The sequence below is a fragment of the Pseudomonas sp. GW823-FHT02C05 genome, assembly GCF_058797595.1.
Genome location: NZ_JBXAJU010000005.1, coordinates 603,888 through 619,872 on the forward strand (window position 1 = coordinate 603,888; position 15,985 = coordinate 619,872).

A 15,985-nucleotide genomic window follows, 5' to 3' on the forward strand; every position below is an offset into this window, starting at 1 on the left:
AGCCGGCTCCTGCGACAAGGAGACGGCGTGCCGGCGAAGGGGCATCAGAAACTCAGGTCAACCTTGGTCCAGAGCGTGCGCCCCGGTTCCTTGATGGCTTGCGGGTCCGTCGCCGGGTAGCCGAAGCCGGCATTGCCCGCCAGGTTCAGGTGCTCGGCGTAGGCCTTGCCGAACAGGTTGTCGACCCCGGTGCTGAGCTTGAGGTTCTTGGTCACCCGGTAGGCGCCGTTGAGGGAGAACACGCCGAAGCCGCCGCTCTTGCCGAAGTCCTTGCCGACCACGTTGCCCTTGTTCAGGTCCACCCGGTTTTGCGCTGCGACCACGCGCCACAAGGCCCCGGCGCTCCAGTCGTCCTCGCTGTAGGTCAGGCCCAGGCGCGCGTCCAGCGGCGGCATCTGTGGCAGGGCCTTGCCGTCGCTGCTGTTCTTGCCCCAGGCGTAGGCCAGGGTCGCGTCGGCTTTCCAGTTGGAGGTCAGCTTGTAGGCCGCGCCCAGTTCGCCGCCCATGATCCGGGCGTCGATGTTCTCGGCCCGAGAGGTGCTCATGCCCATCATTTTCGAGTTGTAGTCGAAGAGGATGTAGTCGCGCACCTGGCCGATGTAGCCCGAGGCCCAGGCTTCCAGGTCTTCACCCTGGTATTGCAGGCCGAAGTCGAGCTGGGTGGTCTTTTCCGGCTTGATCGAATCGAAGGCGTTCACCGAGCCGGCCGGGCCCATTTTCGGCGAGAACAGCTCCCAGTAGTCGGGGAAGCGCTGGGTGTGGCCAAGGCCGACGTAGAGCGTGGTCGGGCTGTCGGCCAGGTCATGCTCGTAGCGCACGAAGCCGCTGGGCAGGGTATCGGCCCGGGTGTCGCCGGCGGTGGGGTTGGGGCGGGTCATCATTCCCGAGCCGATGCTTTGCCGGTAGTCCTTGGCCGAGGCGCGGTCCAGGCGCGCGCCGGTGATCATGCGGTCACGCTCGGCGGCGTACCAGGTCAGCTCGCCGAAGGCTCCGTAGTTGTGGAAGTCGGCGTCCTTGGTGCGAGGCAGCTCCTTGTAGGTATCGATGCCGCTGCTGGCGCGGTTGCGGTGTTCGTTGGTCTGGGCGTCCAGGCCGCCGATCAACTGCAGGTCGGCCCAGCGCCAGGTAGCCTTGATCCGCGCCCCGAGGGTGCGACGGTCGACGTTGGAGGCCATGGGGCCGGCCATCATTCCGGTGCCGGATGGGGTGCGCAGGCTGTAGTTGTCCATCACGTGGTCGGCGTAGTTGTAGTAGACCTGGGCCTCGACCTTGTCCAGCACCTCGCCAAGGTTGGACTTCTCGAAACGCAGGCCCAGGCTTTCGCGCTTGAATTGCGAGCCGTCCATGCCGCGCCCGGCGTAGCGGGCTTCGCCATCGCCCTTGCCGGCGGTGAGTTCCAGCAGGGTGTCGGCGTCCGGGGTCCAGCCCAGGGCCACGTCACCGTTCCACTTGTCGTAGCGCGAGGCCACGGTGTCATTGTTGCCGTCGCGGTAGTCGTCGGCGTGGGCGGTGTTGCCGATCACCCGCACATAACCCAGGGGGCCACCGGCAGCGGCATCCAGGGTCTTGTCGAAGCGCCCGTTGGAGCCGGCCAGCAGGCTGGCATTGACCCGGGTGCCGAGTTCGCCGAAATGTTCCGGTTCGCGCTCGAAAAGCACCGTGCCGGCCGAGGCGCCCGGGCCCCAGAGCACGGTCTGCGGGCCCTTGATCACGGTCAGCCGGTCGTAGGTTTCCGGAGAGATATAAGAGGTCGGCGCGTCCATGCGGCCCGGGCAGGCGCCGAGCATCATGCCGCCGTTGGTGAGGATGTTCAGCCGCGAGCCGAACATGCCTCGCAGCACCGGGTCGCCGTTGGTGCCGCCGTTGCGTACCAGGGCAAAGCCGGGAATGGTCTTGAGGTAGTCGCCGCCGTCACTGGCCGGCACCGGCTGGCGCGGGTCCTTGGGGTTGGTGACCACGGTCAGGGGCGAGCTGGGGGCGATGGCGGTGATCACCGTCGGGCTCAGTTCGGTGCTGTGCCGGGAGTGGCCCGTTGCGGCATCGTCGGCCAGCGCCAGGGGCGTCAGCAGAGCGCCGCAGAGGACCGCGAGGGCGCGGTTGAAGTGCTGGCGCGCAGGGTTCAGGGCGAAGGTCTTGAGTGGCTGGGCAACGCCCAGGCGAGAGTCGGCATAAAACATAGATGTTCCATCGTTCGGTCTTGAATGACACGGCCGCAGGTACGCGTCTGTCGCGCTGACAGCCGGCCGTGTGAGATGAGCTGAAGACTCAGGCGAGGAACGGTGGGGCGCGGGTCAGGGCGCCGGGGAACACGGTCTGCCGGGCGTGGCCCAGGCGCGTGGCGGGGATCAGGAAATACGGTGTGGGCGGCGTGAACAGAGCGGCGAACGACAGCGCCGAAGGCAGTGCCGGGCAATTGAACAGCAGGCTGCAATAGCCGCACTTTTCCCAGAGCACATGCTCTTCGCCCTGGGATCTGCCCTTCTGTGCGTGGTGCGGGCTTTCACCGTGGCAGCCGGGCGCAGCGTCGCCCATGTCCATGGAAACGGACATGTTCATCGGCATCGCGTGATCCATCGGCATCGACTGGGAAATCAGCGGGCCGATAAAGATCATCAGCATGGCGAACAGGCTGATCCAGCTGCCGCGGCGGACTCCAGACGAGTCGCGGCGCGGCACGGACCGCCTGCGGCCAGGCGCGTGCGGGGCGTTCACGGAGAGGGCCGGTCAGTGCTTACTGGGCGTGCATATGCCCTTGCATGGCGTCCGGCGCCTGCTTCTGCACCGCCACTTCGACCGTGACGTCACCGGCTTTTTCAAAGTGCAGGGTCAGCGGAAAACGCTTGCCGTCGGTGAGCAGGCTGCGGTCCTTGAGCTCCAGCAACATCACGTGGTAGCCCATGGGGGCGAAGGTCGCCTCGCCACCTGCGGGCACCGCTACCTTGGCCACTTGTTGCATCTTCATCATGTCGCCTTGCTTGACGTGCTCGTGCAACTCGGCCTTGCCGGCGATCGGCGAGTCGACGCTGAGCAGGGTGTCGGCGTTCTTGCCCGGGTTGTGCACCACGAAGTACGCGGCCACGGTGGGCGCGTTCGGCGGCAGTTCCTGAGACCAGGGATGGGCGATCTGCAGGTCACCGGCCTTGTAGTCGTGGGCGGTGGCGAAACAGGCAGGCAGCAGCAGTGCGGCCAGCAGCAGGGATTGCTTGACCAGGGATGGTTTGGACATGTGAGTTCTCCAGAACGATTCAAAGACGCAGATCACTTGCGAAAGGGAATCATGCCAGAGGCGGGGCGCCGGGGTTCAGGCTGGGCCATTGCTGGCGCAGGGTGAGCCGTTCTACCTGCGGTTGCGGTGCGCCCGGCTGGACTGCGAAGCGGGTGAAAGACAGCTGGGGAACGTGCCCGGGCAAGGCCACCAGCGGCGGCGAGCCGGAGCAGCACCAGCAGTGCTGCATGGTGGAATGGTCGTCGTTCTGTGGCGCTTGCTGGTCGAGCTTGCCCAGGGAAATGGCCACCAGCTTGGTGCCGGTGGAGGAGCAGAAGCTGCCCCACAGCAGTTGCTCGTCCAGCCCCGAATCGCTGCGCTGTATGGCCCCGGAAAGCGGCATGGCAAGCATGTTGAACAGCACTGCGAAGCAGGCGATCCAGGCAAATGCGAGCCGTTGTCGGGACATGGTGGGCGATCCGTCGGTTGAGCGATCAGGCGGGTATTTAGCCTGATCGCTGTGGATAAGTAAAAAAACACCGTGTGCGGTGTGGTGTCGCAGGAGCGGTTCAGGCGTTGCTGACGTTGATCTTCAACCCCAGGGCCTTCATCACCTTGATGATAGTCGCGAACTCCGGGTTGCCCTGGCTGCCGAGGGCCTTGTACAGGCTTTCGCGGCCCAGGCCGGTGTCACGGGCGACCTGGGTCATGCCGCGGGCACGGGCGATGTCGTTGAGTGCGGCGCGGATCAGCACGCCGTCGCCGGTGTCTTCCTCGAAGCAGGCGTCGAGGTAGGCGACCATGTCTTCAGGGGTCTTGAGGTACTCCGCCGCGTCGAAGCGGGTCACTGGGGTGCGCATGTTTCAGCCCTCGCTCTTGAGGTCGCAGGCCAGTTGCCTGGCCCGTTGGATATCGCGTTTCTGGGTGGCCTTGTCGCCGCCGATCAACAGCAGGTAGATCATTTTGCCGTGGCGCGAGAAGTACACCCGGTAACCCGGGCCGCGGTGGATGCGTATCTCGTGGACGCCTTCGCCCACAGGTTCGCAGTCGCCAAAACGGCCCAGCTGTGCGGCGCGGATCCTGGCCAGTACACGGGTTTTCCCTTGCGGGTCCTTCAGGTTCAGCAGCCAGCGGCTGAACTCAGGAGTCTGCTCGAAAACGAACATGGCGAATGTATTCCTTGGGATACGTCGCGGCAACCCATTTGCCCGCGAAAAACCCAGTGAAGCGACAGGCGGTCCTGCCCGGCGCCGGCGTCACTGAGGCTGTTCAAGGAAGGCTAAAGCAAGGAATTGGCGCGCGCTGCCAGGGGTTTCCCATGTTGCTGTGGGGCGCGATGGTTTTGTCTGTCAGGCTTTATCCGGCAAGCCCAGGGCCAGCAGCAACTGGGCCGTGCTGCTGAAATTGCGATCCGTTTCGGGCAGGTCCGGACGCTTGAGTACCAGCACCGGCAGCCCGCGCTCGCGGGCCACTTCCAGCTTGGGTTCGGTGGCGCTGCTGCCACTGTTCTTGCTGATCAGCACGTCGATCTGCCGGCGGGCGAACAACTGCCGCTCGTCTTCGATCAGGAACGGCCCGCGGGCACCTATGACTTCGCAGTGCTCGTTGCCCGGGCAGGCCTCCAGGGCGCGCAGGGTCCAGAATTGCCCGGGGGGAATTTCATCCAGGTGCTGCAAGGGCTCGCGGCCCAGGGTGAACAGTGGCCGCTTGAAGGGGCGCAGGGCCTCCACCAGTTGCGCCCAGCCGTCGATCTCGCGCCAGTCGTCACCCGGTTGCGGCTGCCAGGCCGGGCGCCGCAAGGCCCAGCAGGGCACGCCAGCGCTCTTCGCGGCGGCCACGGCATTGGCGCTGATCTGTGCTGCGTAGGGGTGGGTGGCATCCAGCAGCAGGCCGATCCGCTGCTCGCGGATAAAGCGCGCCAGGCCCTCGGCGCCGCCGTAGCCGCCGACCCGTACCTGGCACCGCAGGTCACCGGGCACCCGGCCGACCCCGGCCAGGCTGTAGATATGTTCCGGGCCCAGGGTGCGGGCGATGGCCAGGGCCTCGGTGACCCCGCCCAGCAGCAGGATACGGGTCATTGGAAACCTCCGGCGTGGCCGACGATGCCGCCCTGGCGGTCGATGGCAAAGACCTCTACTTGGACCTGGGGCGGCACCACGCTGCGGGCGAAATCCAGGGCGTGCCGGCATACCGCATCGCCCAGCGCGATTCCGGCGGCGCTGGCCATGGCCAGTGCCTGCTGGCTGGTATTGGCTTGGCGGATCGCCTGTTGCAGGGCCGGGTCGGCCCCCGCATCGGCGGCCCATTGCGCCAGTTGCGGCAGGTCGATACTGGAGTGGCGGCTGTGCAAGTCCATGTGCCCGGCGGCCAGCTTGCTGATCTTGCCGAAGCCGCCGCACAGGCTGAGTTTATCCACCGGTACTTTGCGCAAGTGCTTGAGCACCGCGCCGACGAAGTCGCCCATTTCGATCAGGGCGATTTCCGGCAGCTCGTAGACCCGGCGCATGGTGTCTTCGCTGGCGTTGCCGGTGCAGGCGGCGATGTGCAGGTAGCCATTGGTTTTGGCCACGTCGATGCCTTGATGGATCGAAGCGATGTAGGCCGCGCAGGAGAAGGGCCGGACGATGCCGCTGGTGCCCAGGATCGACAGCCCGCCAAGAATCCCCAGGCGCGGGTTCATGGTTTTCAGGGCCAGTTCCGCTCCGCCCTCGACGTTCACCGTGACCTCGAAACCGCCGGGGTAGGCCCGTTCTTCGGCGAGCCGTTGCAGGTGCTCGCCGATCATCCGGCGCGGTACGGGATTGATCGCCGGCTCGCCCACCGCCAGCACCAGGCCGGGGCGGGTCACGGTGCCGACGCCCTGGCCGGCGATGAAGCGAATGCCCGGTTCAGGGGTCAGGCGCACCCGGGAGTACAGCAGGGCGCCGTGGGTCACGTCCGGATCGTCGCCGGCGTCCTTGATAGTGCCGGCTTCGGCGCCGTCGGCGGTGTGGCGGCAGAATTCCAGGCGCATCTGCACCTGCTTGCCCTTGGGCAGGATGATCTGCACCGCGTCGGCATTGCTGCCCTCGAGCAGCAGGCGCGCGGCGGCCAGGCTGGTGGCGGTGGCGCAACTGCCGGTGGTCAGGCCGCTGCGCAGGGGCGCGGGCTGTTCCGCTGTTTCTTCACGCATGCCCCAGCCCTCGCAGGGGCGAGCTTGCTCGCCAAGGGCGCACTTCGGTCTCTTGGGCGGACGTATTCGCGAGCAAGCCCGCACCTGCAAGGTTCATGGCAGGTCCCGGGGCTTGTGCAGGTCCAGCAGGGTGATCGGCAGGGCCTGGCGCCAGGTGTCGAACTCTCCCAGTGGCTGGGCCTGGGCGATGTGGATGCGGGTCAGCTCGCCGCCGTGGCGTTCTCGCCAGTCCATCAGGGTCATTTCGCTTTGCAGGGTCACGGCATTGGCCACCAGGCGCCCGCCGGGCTTGAGTTGTTCCCAGCAGGCCTGCAGCACGCCTTCGCGGGTCACGCCGCCACCGATGAAGATCGCATCCGGGCGTTCCAGCCCGGCCAGTGCCTGGGGCGCGCGGCCGCGTATCAGTTGCAGCCCGGGCACGCCGAGTACCTCGCGGTTGTGTTCGATCAATTGCTGGCGGCCGTCGTCGGCCTCGATGGCCAGGGCGCGGCAGCTGGGGTGGGTACGCATCCACTCGATGCCGATGGAGCCGCTGCCGGCACCCACGTCCCAGAGCAGCTCGCCGGGCACCGGTGCCAGGCGCGCCAGGGTCATGGCCCGCACGTCGCGCTTGGTCAACTGGCCGTCGTGGCGAAAGGCCGAGTCCGGCAGGCCGGCGAGCCGCGACAGGCGCGGGGTGCTGGCTTCGGCCAGGCATTCGATGGCCAGCAGGTTGAGGTCGGCGATTGCCGGGTCGGCCCAGTCATTGGCGGTGCCGTCGATGCGCCGCTCCAGGGGGCCGCCCAGGTGTTCCAGCACGCTGATCCGGCTCGGGCCGAAACCGCGCTCGCGCAGCAGGCCGGCGATGGCGGCCGGGCTGTGGCCGTCATTGCTCAGCACCAGCAGGCGTACCCCGCCGGACAGTTGGGCGCTGAGTGCGCTGATCGGCCGCGCGACCACAGAGAGCGTGATCACCTCCTGCAAAGGCCAGCCCAGGCGCGCAGCCGCCAGGGAATAGGACGAAGGAAAGGACAGTACCTGGATTTCCTCTGCGGGCAGCTGCCGCGCCAGGCTGGCGCCGACGCCGAACAGCATGGGGTCACCGCTGGCCAGGACGCAGACTGCAGCACCACGCTGGCTCAGCACCGGCTCCAGGGAAAACGGGCTGGGCCACAGCTGGCGCTGGCCACGGATGCAGGGTGGCAGCAGGTCCAGCTGGCGTTGGGCGCCGACGATCTTTGATGCGCCCAGCAGGGCATGCCGGGCATTTCTGCCAAGGCCCTTGAAGCCGTCTTCACCGATTCCCACTACTGTCAGCCAGGGCGACATCTCTATTCCTCGAACGCAAAACCTGTTGTTCCGACAGGCAGGCTTTTCATGCCTTCGGACAAAGCAGGCATAATACCGCGCCTTCGCTGACGAAGCGCTTTTCCCACACGGCCGGTCACCCCCTTGAACGAACGCTCGATGTCCACTGCCATCCGCCCCTCGGCCTGCCCGGGGTTGCTGCGCATCGTCCCGGCGCTGGACGGTGGCATCTGCCGGATCAAGCTGGCTGGCGGCGTCATCAGCGCGGAGCAGGCCGTGGCAGTGGCCGAGGCGGCGCAGGCTTACGCCGGTGGCGTGATCGAGGCCACCAACCGCGCCAACCTGCAGATTCGCGGCATCGGCCCGGAGCATCAGGCACTGATCGCCGCACTGCTGGCTGCCGGGCTTGGGCCGACTACTGCCGCCGGTGACGATGTGCGCAACCTGATGCTCAGCCCCTGCGCCGGGATCGATCGGCAGTGCTTGATGGATACCCGGCCCCTGGCCGCACAGATTCTCGACACCTTGCAGGGCCATCCGCGCTTTCACCAACTGTCGGCCAAGTTCGCCGTACAGCTCGACGGTGGCGAAGCCCTGGCCATGCTCGAACATCACCATGACCTGTGGCTGTCGGCCCTTGAGCGCGACGGCCAGGGGCTGCTGGCGTTCGGCCTGGCTGGCTGCCCGGTGGATGAACCCCTGGCGGCGGTGGCGCAGGACCAGGGCCACGAGCTGCTGGTGGCCGTGCTGGAGCTGTTTCTCGACCTGGCGCGGCCGGAACAGACGCGCATGCGTCACCTGCTGATGGACATGTCGCGGGAGGATTTCCTCGCTCAACTGGAGCCCCGCCTGAGCCGGCCGCTGTTGAATATCGGTGGCTGGCGGCGCCAGGCCAGTGACGCCGGGCTGCACATCGGTACTTATCCACAGGCTGCGCCCGGGCAGGTCTATGTTGGCGCGGGCACACCCCTGGGGCGGCTCGATCCGGCCATGCTCAAGGGCGCGGCGCAATTGGCCCGAGAGTACGGCGACGCCAGCCTGCGCCTGACCCCCTGGCAGAGCCTGCTGCTGCCCTCGATCGCCGCGGCGGATGCGCCGGCGGCCACTGCCGCCCTGGAGCAACTGGGCCTGCTGTGCAGCCCGCAACAAGCCTTGGCTCACTTGATTGCCTGCACCGGTTCCAGTGGTTGCGGCAAGGCCCTGGCCGACACCAAAAGCGACGCCCTGCAACTGGCAGGACTGCTCCAGCGCCATGGCCGCCAACTGGATGTGCACCTGTCCGCCTGCCCGCGTTCCTGCGCCGCCGCTCATGTGGCGCCGGCCACCCTGCTGGCGGTGGCCCCAGGGCGCTATGACTTGTATTTGCGCGATGCAACGCAGCCGGGTTTCGGCACGCTGCACGCACGCAACCTTTCTATTGAAGCGGCAGAGGCATTGCTCGATGCCCGCCCACGGAGCAACCTTGATGCTTGATTACATCCGCGACGGTCAGGAGATCTATCGCAACTCCTTCGCGATCATTCGCGAAGAAGCCCGGCTGGAGCGCATTCCCGCCGACCTGGAGAAACTCGCCGTGCGGGTGATCCATGCCTGCGGCATGGTCGAGGCCGTCGATGGCCTGCAGTTTTCCGAGGGCGCCGGCAAGGCCGGGCGCGATGCCCTGGCGGCCGGTGCACCGATTCTCTGCGATGCGCGCATGGTTTCCGAGGGTATTACCCGGGCCCGCTTGCCGGCCAACAACCAGGTGATCTGCACCCTGCGCGACGACAGCGTGCCAGCGCTGGCCCGGGAGCTGGGCAACACCCGTTCCGCTGCGGCCCTGGAGCTGTGGCGCCCGCACCTGGAAGGCAGCGTGGTGGTGATCGGCAACGCGCCCACGGCCTTGTTCTACCTGCTGGAAATGCTCGATGCGGGCGCGCCGAAACCGGCGCTGATCCTCGGCTTCCCGGTGGGCTTCGTCGGTGCCGCCGAATCCAAGGCGATGCTCGCCGCCGACAGCCGCGGGGTGCCCTTCGTGATCATGCAGGGCCGCCTGGGCGGCAGCGCCATGGCGGCGGCTGCGGTCAATGCCCTGGCCACGGAGGTCGAATGATGCAGCAGCCCGGACGTTTGATCGGCCTTGGCGTGGGCCCCGGTGACCCGGAACTGATTACCCTGAAGGCCCTGCGCCTGCTGCGCGAATCACCGGTGGTGGCCTACTTCGTGGCCAAGGGCAAGAAGGGCAATGCCTTCGGCATCATCGAAGGGCATCTGCAACAGGCCCAGACCCTGCTGCCCCTGGTGTACCCGGTCACCACCGAGGTGCTGCCGGCGCCGCTGTCCTACGAACAAGTGATCAGCGACTTCTACGACAGCGCCAGCGAGGAGCTGGCGCAGCACCTGGACGCCGGCCGCGACGTGGCGGTGATCTGCGAAGGCGACCCGTTCTTCTACGGCTCCTACATGTACCTGCACGACCGGCTGGCCGAGCGTTACCAGGCCGAAGTGGTGCCGGGGGTGTGCTCGATGCTGGGCGGCGCTTCGGTGCTGGGCGCGCCGTTGGTGTATCGCAACCAGAGCCTGTCGGTGCTTTCCGGGGTGCTGCCCCATGAGGAACTCAAGCGTCGCCTGGCGGACGCCGATGCGGCGGTGGTGATGAAGCTGGGGCGCAACTTCCCCAAGGTGCGCCAGGTCCTGGAAGAACTGGGGCTGGCGCAGCGTGCGCTGTACGTCGAGCGCGCCACCATGGCCAACCAGAAGATCGTGCCGCTGGATGACGTGGAGCCGATGTCCTCGCCGTACTTCTCGCTGATCATCGTTCCCGGCGAAAGGTGGCAAGGCTGATGGCCCGTTCAACTCCGGCCATCGTCATCCTTGGCCAAGGCAGCCTCGACACCGCACGGCAGATCCAGCGGCTGTATCCCGACTCGTTGATCCACGGTCTGGCGGAACGGGTCGAAGGCGCCGACCGGGTCTACCACGAATTCGGCGCGACCCTGCGCCAGCTCTATCAGCAGGACACGCCCATCATCGCCCTGTGTGCGGCCGGCATCGTGATCCGCACCCTGGCGCCGCTGCTGCTGGAAAAGGGCGCCGAGCCGCCGGTGCTGGCGGTGGCCGAAGACGGCAGCGCCGTGGTGCCGCTGCTGGGCGGCCTGGGCGGCGTCAATGGCATGGCCCGGGAAATTGCTGCGGGCCTTGGAGTGGCCGCGGCCATTACCACCAGTGGTGAACTGCGCTTCGGCACCTGCCTGCTCAACCCGCCCAGCGGTTATGCCCTGGGCGACCTGGAGCTGGGCAAGCGTTTCGTTTCCGACCTGCTGGGGGGTGAAAGCGTGCGCATCGAAGGCGCTGCACCCTGGCTGGCCGCAGCGAAGCTGCCCGAGGACGACCAGGCCCGGCTGACCATCCGGGTCGGTTCCGCCGAGCGCGAGCCCGTGGCCAATGAGCTGCTGATCTACCCCCGCAGCGTGCTGGTTGCCTGCCGTGGGCAGCGGCTGGCCGGCGAAGCTGATAGCGACCTGGCCACCCACATCCGCCAGGCTTTGCATCAGGCGCGCATCGCGGTGCAGTCGGTGGCGTGCCTGCTGGCCGCTGACCGCGACATGGCCGACCGTGCCCTGCACCAGGCAGCAGCGCAACTGGGCGTACCGTTGCGTTTCCTGCCGGCCGCCGACAGTGTCGCCGAACTGGCGCAACAGGCCGTGCCGCAATTGCTGCCGCCGCTGAAGGTGGGCGAGGACATCGCCATTGCTGTGGCCAGCCAGCCCCTGGACCCGGAGCAGATTGGCCGCCCCCGTGGGCGCCTTGCCGTGATCGGCCTCGGCCCTGGCGCCGCCGAGCTGATGGTGCCGGCAGTGAAAGCCGAACTGGCCCGGGCCAACGACATTCTCGGTTATGAAACCTACGTGCGCATGGCCGGTCCGTTTCGCGCCGACCAGGTGATGCACTGCACCGATAACCGCGAAGAGATGCAGCGCGCCCGTCACGCCTTCGAGCTGGCGGCCCAGGGCCGTTCGGTGGTGGTGGTGTCGTCCGGCGACCCGGGAGTGTTCGCCATGGCCGCGGCGGTGATCGAAGCCCTGCACGAATCCAGCGACCCGGCCTGGCACAGCGTCGATCTGGAGATCCTCCCGGGCGTCTCCGCCTCCCTGGCTACCGCGGCACAGGCCGGTGCGCCTCTGGGCCATGACTTCTGCGTGCTGTCGCTGTCGGACAATCTCAAGCCCTGGGACATCATCGAGAAGCGCCTGGACCTCGCCTCCCAGGCCGATCTGGCCCTGGCCTTCTACAACCCGATTTCCCGCTCGCGGCCCTGGCAACTGGGCCGGGCCCTGGAGATCGTGCGCCAGCACCGTACGCCGCAAACCCCTGTGGTATTGGGGCGCGACATTGGCCGCCCGGGCCAGACCCTGCGGGTCATCACCCTGGGCGAGCTGACCCCGGAGCAGGTGGACATGCGCACCATGGTGCTGGTGGGTTCCTCCACCACCTGCGTCTTCCCCCGGGCCGGGGGCGGCGACTGGGTGTACACCCCGCGCTGGTACGGCAATAAACCCCTCTAGGAGTCGCTGGGTTCGGCGGTCAGCAGCCAGGTGATGAATTCGAAGAAGCCGGCCCATCTGGCGGGGATGCGGCCGGCGACGAAAGCTTCCCAGTCGCCCAGGTCGAAATCCCAGACGCCGCCGCTGTCCTTGTCCAGCAAGTAGCCGCCTTCGCCTTGCAATGAGGTGAAGGCCACAAAGTTCTCTGGCAGCTCCCAGACCTCATGGATGAACTCGGTGCCCATGCGAACTTCCTCGCCGGGCCCGGCAATGTCGAGGAGCACTTCGTCGCTGACGCGGCTGCTGAAATCGGCGGGGTGGCAGGCCAGGTAGATCTGTGCGAACTCGCTGTCCGGGGCAATGCCCAGGGCTTCCAGCGCCAGGGTGACCTCGGCGCTTTCAGGAAGCGGGCGGTAGCGGGGCTGGGCTTCGATCAGGGCAATCAGTGGCGCTGGAATCATGCCGGGTACTCGGTGGCGCGTGGCCATTTGTCCAGCGGCAGATGGTTCATGTCGCGGGTGAATTGTTTCCGGGCCTGGCCCAGGGTTTTATGGTTCGGCCCGCTCGGCACATCCAGCGCTTCGCTGCCGTCGTCTTCCCAGTGGCACAGGTCGCAGATCTCGTATTCGCCTCGTGCGCCCAGGGTCAGGTAGCCGCAGCAGGGGCAGGCCTCCAGGCACTCGATGTTCGCGCTGACGGCGTAGTCACCCAGCCCGGCTTCACGCAGGCAGCGCCTCAGGTACAGGTGGGTCACGCCGCGATATTCGGCGCGCAGGGCGATCAGCAGCAGCGCGTCGTAGCGTGGGTCTTGCACCTCTTGCGGGGGCTCCGGTTGGGTCAGGATCTGTTGTTGCAGGCTGGGTGCAAGTGCCGCGAATTCAAGGTCGTCGCTGTCTATTCCCCACCAGTTCAGGAGGTGGGAGAAGCGCGCGGCGACGTCGAGGCCGGGCAGCCTGTGTGTGCTCAGAAGGTCGATGGCTGCGTTGGCGGTGAGTTTTTCCATGGAGGCTCGGCTTTTCGAGGGGGCGGTTCAGGGCCAGGTCAGGGTCAATTGGTCAGGGCGCTGAATGGGTATTCGTACCCTGACCCCGGAGGTCGATTCGCCATGGAGGTACTGGTCCTGGATCTCTACCCGGTTGAAGGGGTTGGTGTCGCGCAGGGCAACCAGCCAGATCAGTGCATCCGAGCCTTTTTCCTGCAAGGCCAGGAAGCCATCGCCGCCGTAGCCTGCCGTCTCCCCACCCCGGGCATAGAACGACTGTGGACCGTCGGTGCACAAGCCCAGGGTGGTGACGAAGTCAGGCTCATCCTGTTGGGGATAGTCCAGGGCCGGCATCCAGACGTTGTTGATCAGCCGGGGATGTTCATAGGGCAGGTCGAACAGGCAGTAGAATCCGCTGCCGAGGACCAGGGTGTTTTCCCGGGGGAAACACCCGCCCAGCCATTGTTCCTGAATGAAAGCGGCATCGGCGCTGTAGGGCATTGGGTGGTTCCTGCTCCTGCTGGAAGGGGGGGTCTACAGGTTCGAGACCTGGCGAAAACCGGAGTTGTAGGCGCATTGCCCGGCGTACTCGGGGCGTGCATCACAGGCCTTGAGGCAACCCTGGACGCCCTTGGGAAAGCGCGCCTCCACCGACATAGCGAAACCGTAGGTCGGCGTGGTCACCGCAAAGCTGCTGTTGCAGGCCACTTGCGTGCTGTAGGTGAAGGTCATGGCCTCGCGCCGGTCGTTGTGGGCGAAGGCCACCTCGAAGCTGTCGAGGCTGTTCCAGCCCGACAGCGGCAGCACTACAAAACGGTAGCGGGTGCTGTCCAGGCGTTGGCCGATGACCCGCAGGTTCTTGCTCGATGAGTCGGCCTTGGGCGAAGGGTAGGGCAGGGCCAGCAGCGCCCGCGGGTCACCCACCACGCCCAGTTCGAAGCCGATACCTTTTTGGTAGAAGGGTATCTCCAGGGCCGGTGCGCCCTCGATCTTCACGTACTGGCTGGATGCATAGGGGCCGCGGGTTTCAGGCTTGTAGTCCGGCGCTTTGGCGAAGCTGACTTCAAGCTCCAGCACCGCGTCTGAGGCCTTGGCGTGCTCGGTGCGTATATCGCTGGGTTGCTCGCTGCCATGGCTGGCGCAACCGGCCAGCACCATGGCCGTAGTCAGTTGCAGCAGCTGTCGGGCGGGCCATGGACGTAGAACGGTCATCACTCAATGCTCCTTCTTCAGCGGGCTGGAGTTCAGGCCCAGCCCCTTGAGCTGCCAGCTTCCCTGCACCTGCTGCCAGCTGAACTGGCGGCCGATCCAGTCCACCTGCAAGGCGTGATGCAGGCGGCTCTGGTCAATGCGCCGGCCTTCGTCCAGGGCCTTTCGCGCGCGGTCGCCGGCTTGGTTGAACAGGGGCCAGAGCTGGCTCAGGTTCAGCTCTTTGCTGATCGGCAACTGGGCATACACGCCCTGCTCCGCCGAACTGAGCAGCAGCCCTTCCTTGCCGAGGAACGCAGCACTGCTGTTGTCCGGCGACACCGACACCAGCATGGCGTAGTGGGAGAACCCCCAGCCGGGCAGCCGCTCGTCGAACCACAGCACTTGCCCGGTGGAGGGCACCAGGGCCCGCGCGCCCTCGGGAAACAGCAGCAGGTCGCTGCGTCCGGGTTGCGGCTGGCCCCAGTCGGGTTCGCTCTTGCTCTTGACCGGGCTGAGGATGCGGGCCAGGGGCGTGTCGTTCTGCACGGCGATCAGCACCGTGCCGACGCCCATCCATTCGATGGTGGTGGCCAGCAGTACCGGTTGCCCGCCCCGGGTCGCCCCGGTGGGTTTTACATCGGTGATCTGCCAGGCGTTCAGCGGCCGATAGAGCTGGCCCTTGTAGGTGATTTCCCGGGGGCTGCTGCCGTCCCGACGGTGGTACACCTTGAAGTCGCCAAAGCGCTCAATGGATTCACTGGTCTTGTTCAGCCAGGCCTCGAGCTTGGCCTGGGGCGATTCGCCAGCCAGTGCCGGGAGGGGCATGAGCAGGAGCCCGGCCAGCAGGCAGGCCAGGCCGCGCCCGATCTGCGCAAGGCACAGGGCGCGCGCGGCGACGGGGCCCGTGCCAGTGGGTCGTTGAAGAGTCTGCATTCCGTTGCCTGTCGCTTGATGGGAGGGTGGCCGGGGCTCTAAGGGACCAGGTAGCCCCTGACCCCGGTGAAGATGATCTGCGCCGCCAGGGCGCAGACGAACAGCCCCATCAACCGGCTGACGATCTGCAAGCCCTGGTCGCCGAGGATGCGTTCGATGCGGTTGGACAGGTACAGCACCACCCCCACGGTGAGGCTGGCCAGGGCGATGCTGAGGATGGCGGTGAGCTTGTCGTCCCAGTGCGGCTGGCTGACGCCCATCACCAGCAGGGCGCCGATGGTGCCCGGGCCCACGGTCAGGGGAATGGTCAGCGGGACTATAGTCACATCCTGCTGCACGTTGTCGGTCTGCACCGCCGATTTGCCCTGGGCCATGCCCAGGGCAGAGATGAACAGCACACTGCCGGCGCCGATGCGGAAGGCGTCCACGGTGATGCCGAACACGCCGAAGATCACCCGGCCGAACAGGTACAGCAGGATGCTGGAGACCAGGGTCGCCAGGGCCACTTTCCAGGCCAGGCGCCGGCGCTCCTTGAGCGAATAGCCGCGGGTCAGGCTGATGAAGCACGAGAGCACGAAGAAGGGGCTGTAGAGCACCAGCATCTTCAGGTAAACGCTGAACAGCACGTGGAGCATGGTGGGAGCTCACGACTAAAGGAGGGCGAGCGAGAGTTTAACAGGCGCCGCAGAGCC

19 protein-coding genes are annotated in these 15,985 nt (G+C 66.7%); 4 read left to right on the plus strand and 15 right to left on the minus strand.

Going from position 1 to position 15,985, the window contains the following annotated elements; genetic code table 11:
* Positions 1-44 precede the first annotated feature (44 nt).
* From AC1RGE_RS27865 to AC1RGE_RS27905, 9 genes are all read right to left on the minus strand, one after another.
* Complete coding sequence (locus tag AC1RGE_RS27865; protein ID WP_103290422.1) at positions 45-2,177, minus strand: TonB-dependent copper receptor; 2,133 nt, start codon at positions 2,175-2,177, stop codon at positions 45-47.
* 88 nt (positions 2,178-2,265) lie between these two features.
* Positions 2,266-2,676, minus strand: coding sequence for a DUF2946 domain-containing protein (locus AC1RGE_RS27870; protein ID WP_065364904.1), 411 nt, complete (start codon positions 2,674-2,676; stop codon positions 2,266-2,268).
* A 55-nt stretch (positions 2,677-2,731) separates the two neighbouring features.
* Positions 2,732-3,226 (minus strand): copper chaperone PCu(A)C, encoded by a 495-nt coding sequence (locus AC1RGE_RS27875; protein WP_011059018.1) that lies wholly within the window; start codon positions 3,224-3,226, stop codon positions 2,732-2,734.
* A gap of 49 nt (positions 3,227-3,275) precedes the next feature.
* Positions 3,276-3,674 carry a DUF2946 domain-containing protein gene (locus tag AC1RGE_RS27880; RefSeq protein WP_410919329.1) on the minus strand — a complete coding sequence of 133 codons (399 nt, stop codon included), beginning with the start codon at positions 3,672-3,674 and terminating at the stop codon, positions 3,276-3,278.
* Positions 3,675-3,774: 100 nt separating this feature from the next.
* Entirely contained in the window at positions 3,775-4,065 is a 291-nt protein-coding gene (locus tag AC1RGE_RS27885; protein WP_011059020.1) for an addiction module antidote protein, read from the minus strand.
* A 3-nt stretch (positions 4,066-4,068) separates the two neighbouring features.
* Positions 4,069-4,371 carry a type II toxin-antitoxin system RelE/ParE family toxin gene (locus AC1RGE_RS27890; protein WP_011059021.1) on the minus strand — a complete coding sequence of 101 codons (303 nt, stop codon included), beginning with the start codon at positions 4,369-4,371 and terminating at the stop codon, positions 4,069-4,071.
* Positions 4,372-4,554: 183 nt separating this feature from the next.
* A complete protein-coding gene (locus AC1RGE_RS27895; protein ID WP_011059022.1) occupies positions 4,555-5,283 on the minus strand; it encodes a cobalt-precorrin-6A reductase in 729 nt (242 codons plus the stop codon).
* Entirely contained in the window at positions 5,280-6,377 is a 1,098-nt protein-coding gene (locus AC1RGE_RS27900; protein WP_103290420.1) for a cobalt-precorrin-5B (C(1))-methyltransferase, read from the minus strand. The genes AC1RGE_RS27895 and AC1RGE_RS27900 overlap by 4 nt, the downstream gene beginning before the upstream one ends.
* A 93-nt stretch (positions 6,378-6,470) precedes the next feature.
* Positions 6,471-7,685 carry a bifunctional cobalt-precorrin-7 (C(5))-methyltransferase/cobalt-precorrin-6B (C(15))-methyltransferase gene (locus AC1RGE_RS27905; RefSeq protein WP_011059024.1) on the minus strand — a complete coding sequence of 405 codons (1,215 nt, stop codon included), beginning with the start codon at positions 7,683-7,685 and terminating at the stop codon, positions 6,471-6,473.
* Positions 7,686-7,823: 138 nt separating this feature from the next.
* Here AC1RGE_RS27905 and cobG point away from each other — a divergent pair, with 138 nt between their 5' ends.
* From cobG to cobJ, 4 genes are read left to right on the plus strand one after another with little or no spacing between them, the layout of a single operon-like run.
* On the plus strand, positions 7,824-9,137 hold the full coding sequence (gene cobG / locus AC1RGE_RS27910) for a precorrin-3B synthase (RefSeq protein ID WP_207239972.1): 1,314 nt from the start codon (positions 7,824-7,826) through the stop codon (positions 9,135-9,137).
* Positions 9,130-9,756, plus strand: coding sequence for a precorrin-8X methylmutase (locus tag AC1RGE_RS27915; RefSeq protein WP_011059025.1), 627 nt, complete (start codon positions 9,130-9,132; stop codon positions 9,754-9,756). Before cobG ends, AC1RGE_RS27915 begins: the two co-directional genes overlap by 8 nt.
* Positions 9,756-10,487 (plus strand): precorrin-2 C(20)-methyltransferase, encoded by a 732-nt coding sequence (locus AC1RGE_RS27920; protein WP_210458865.1) that lies wholly within the window; start codon positions 9,756-9,758, stop codon positions 10,485-10,487. The genes AC1RGE_RS27915 and AC1RGE_RS27920 overlap by 1 nt, the downstream gene beginning before the upstream one ends.
* Entirely contained in the window at positions 10,487-12,208 is a 1,722-nt protein-coding gene (cobJ, locus tag AC1RGE_RS27925; protein WP_492585392.1) for a precorrin-3B C(17)-methyltransferase, read from the plus strand. Before AC1RGE_RS27920 ends, cobJ begins: the two co-directional genes overlap by 1 nt.
* On the opposite strand, the gene AC1RGE_RS27930 is transcribed toward cobJ, so the two are convergent.
* The 6 genes from AC1RGE_RS27930 to AC1RGE_RS27955 are packed head-to-tail and all read right to left on the minus strand — an operon-like array spanning position 12,205 to position 15,928.
* Positions 12,205-12,648, minus strand: coding sequence for an SMI1/KNR4 family protein (locus tag AC1RGE_RS27930; protein ID WP_015633988.1), 444 nt, complete (start codon positions 12,646-12,648; stop codon positions 12,205-12,207). The genes cobJ and AC1RGE_RS27930 overlap by 4 nt on opposite strands.
* The gene (locus AC1RGE_RS27935; protein ID WP_492585394.1) at positions 12,645-13,190 is read right to left on the minus strand and encodes a CPCC family cysteine-rich protein; all 546 of its coding nucleotides are present in this window, start codon (positions 13,188-13,190) and stop codon (positions 12,645-12,647) included. Before AC1RGE_RS27935 ends, AC1RGE_RS27930 begins: the two co-directional genes overlap by 4 nt.
* Positions 13,191-13,217: 27 nt before the next feature.
* On the minus strand, positions 13,218-13,670 hold the full coding sequence (locus AC1RGE_RS27940) for a hypothetical protein (RefSeq protein ID WP_015633990.1): 453 nt from the start codon (positions 13,668-13,670) through the stop codon (positions 13,218-13,220).
* A gap of 33 nt (positions 13,671-13,703) precedes the next feature.
* Positions 13,704-14,381 (minus strand): hypothetical protein, encoded by a 678-nt coding sequence (locus tag AC1RGE_RS27945; RefSeq protein ID WP_015633991.1) that lies wholly within the window; start codon positions 14,379-14,381, stop codon positions 13,704-13,706.
* A 3-nt stretch (positions 14,382-14,384) separates the two neighbouring features.
* Complete coding sequence (locus AC1RGE_RS27950) at positions 14,385-15,293, minus strand: hypothetical protein (RefSeq protein WP_492585396.1); 909 nt, start codon at positions 15,291-15,293, stop codon at positions 14,385-14,387.
* A 38-nt stretch (positions 15,294-15,331) separates the two neighbouring features.
* Positions 15,332-15,928, minus strand: coding sequence for a MarC family protein (locus AC1RGE_RS27955; RefSeq protein ID WP_011059033.1), 597 nt, complete (start codon positions 15,926-15,928; stop codon positions 15,332-15,334).
* Positions 15,929-15,985: the final 57 nt, after the last annotated feature.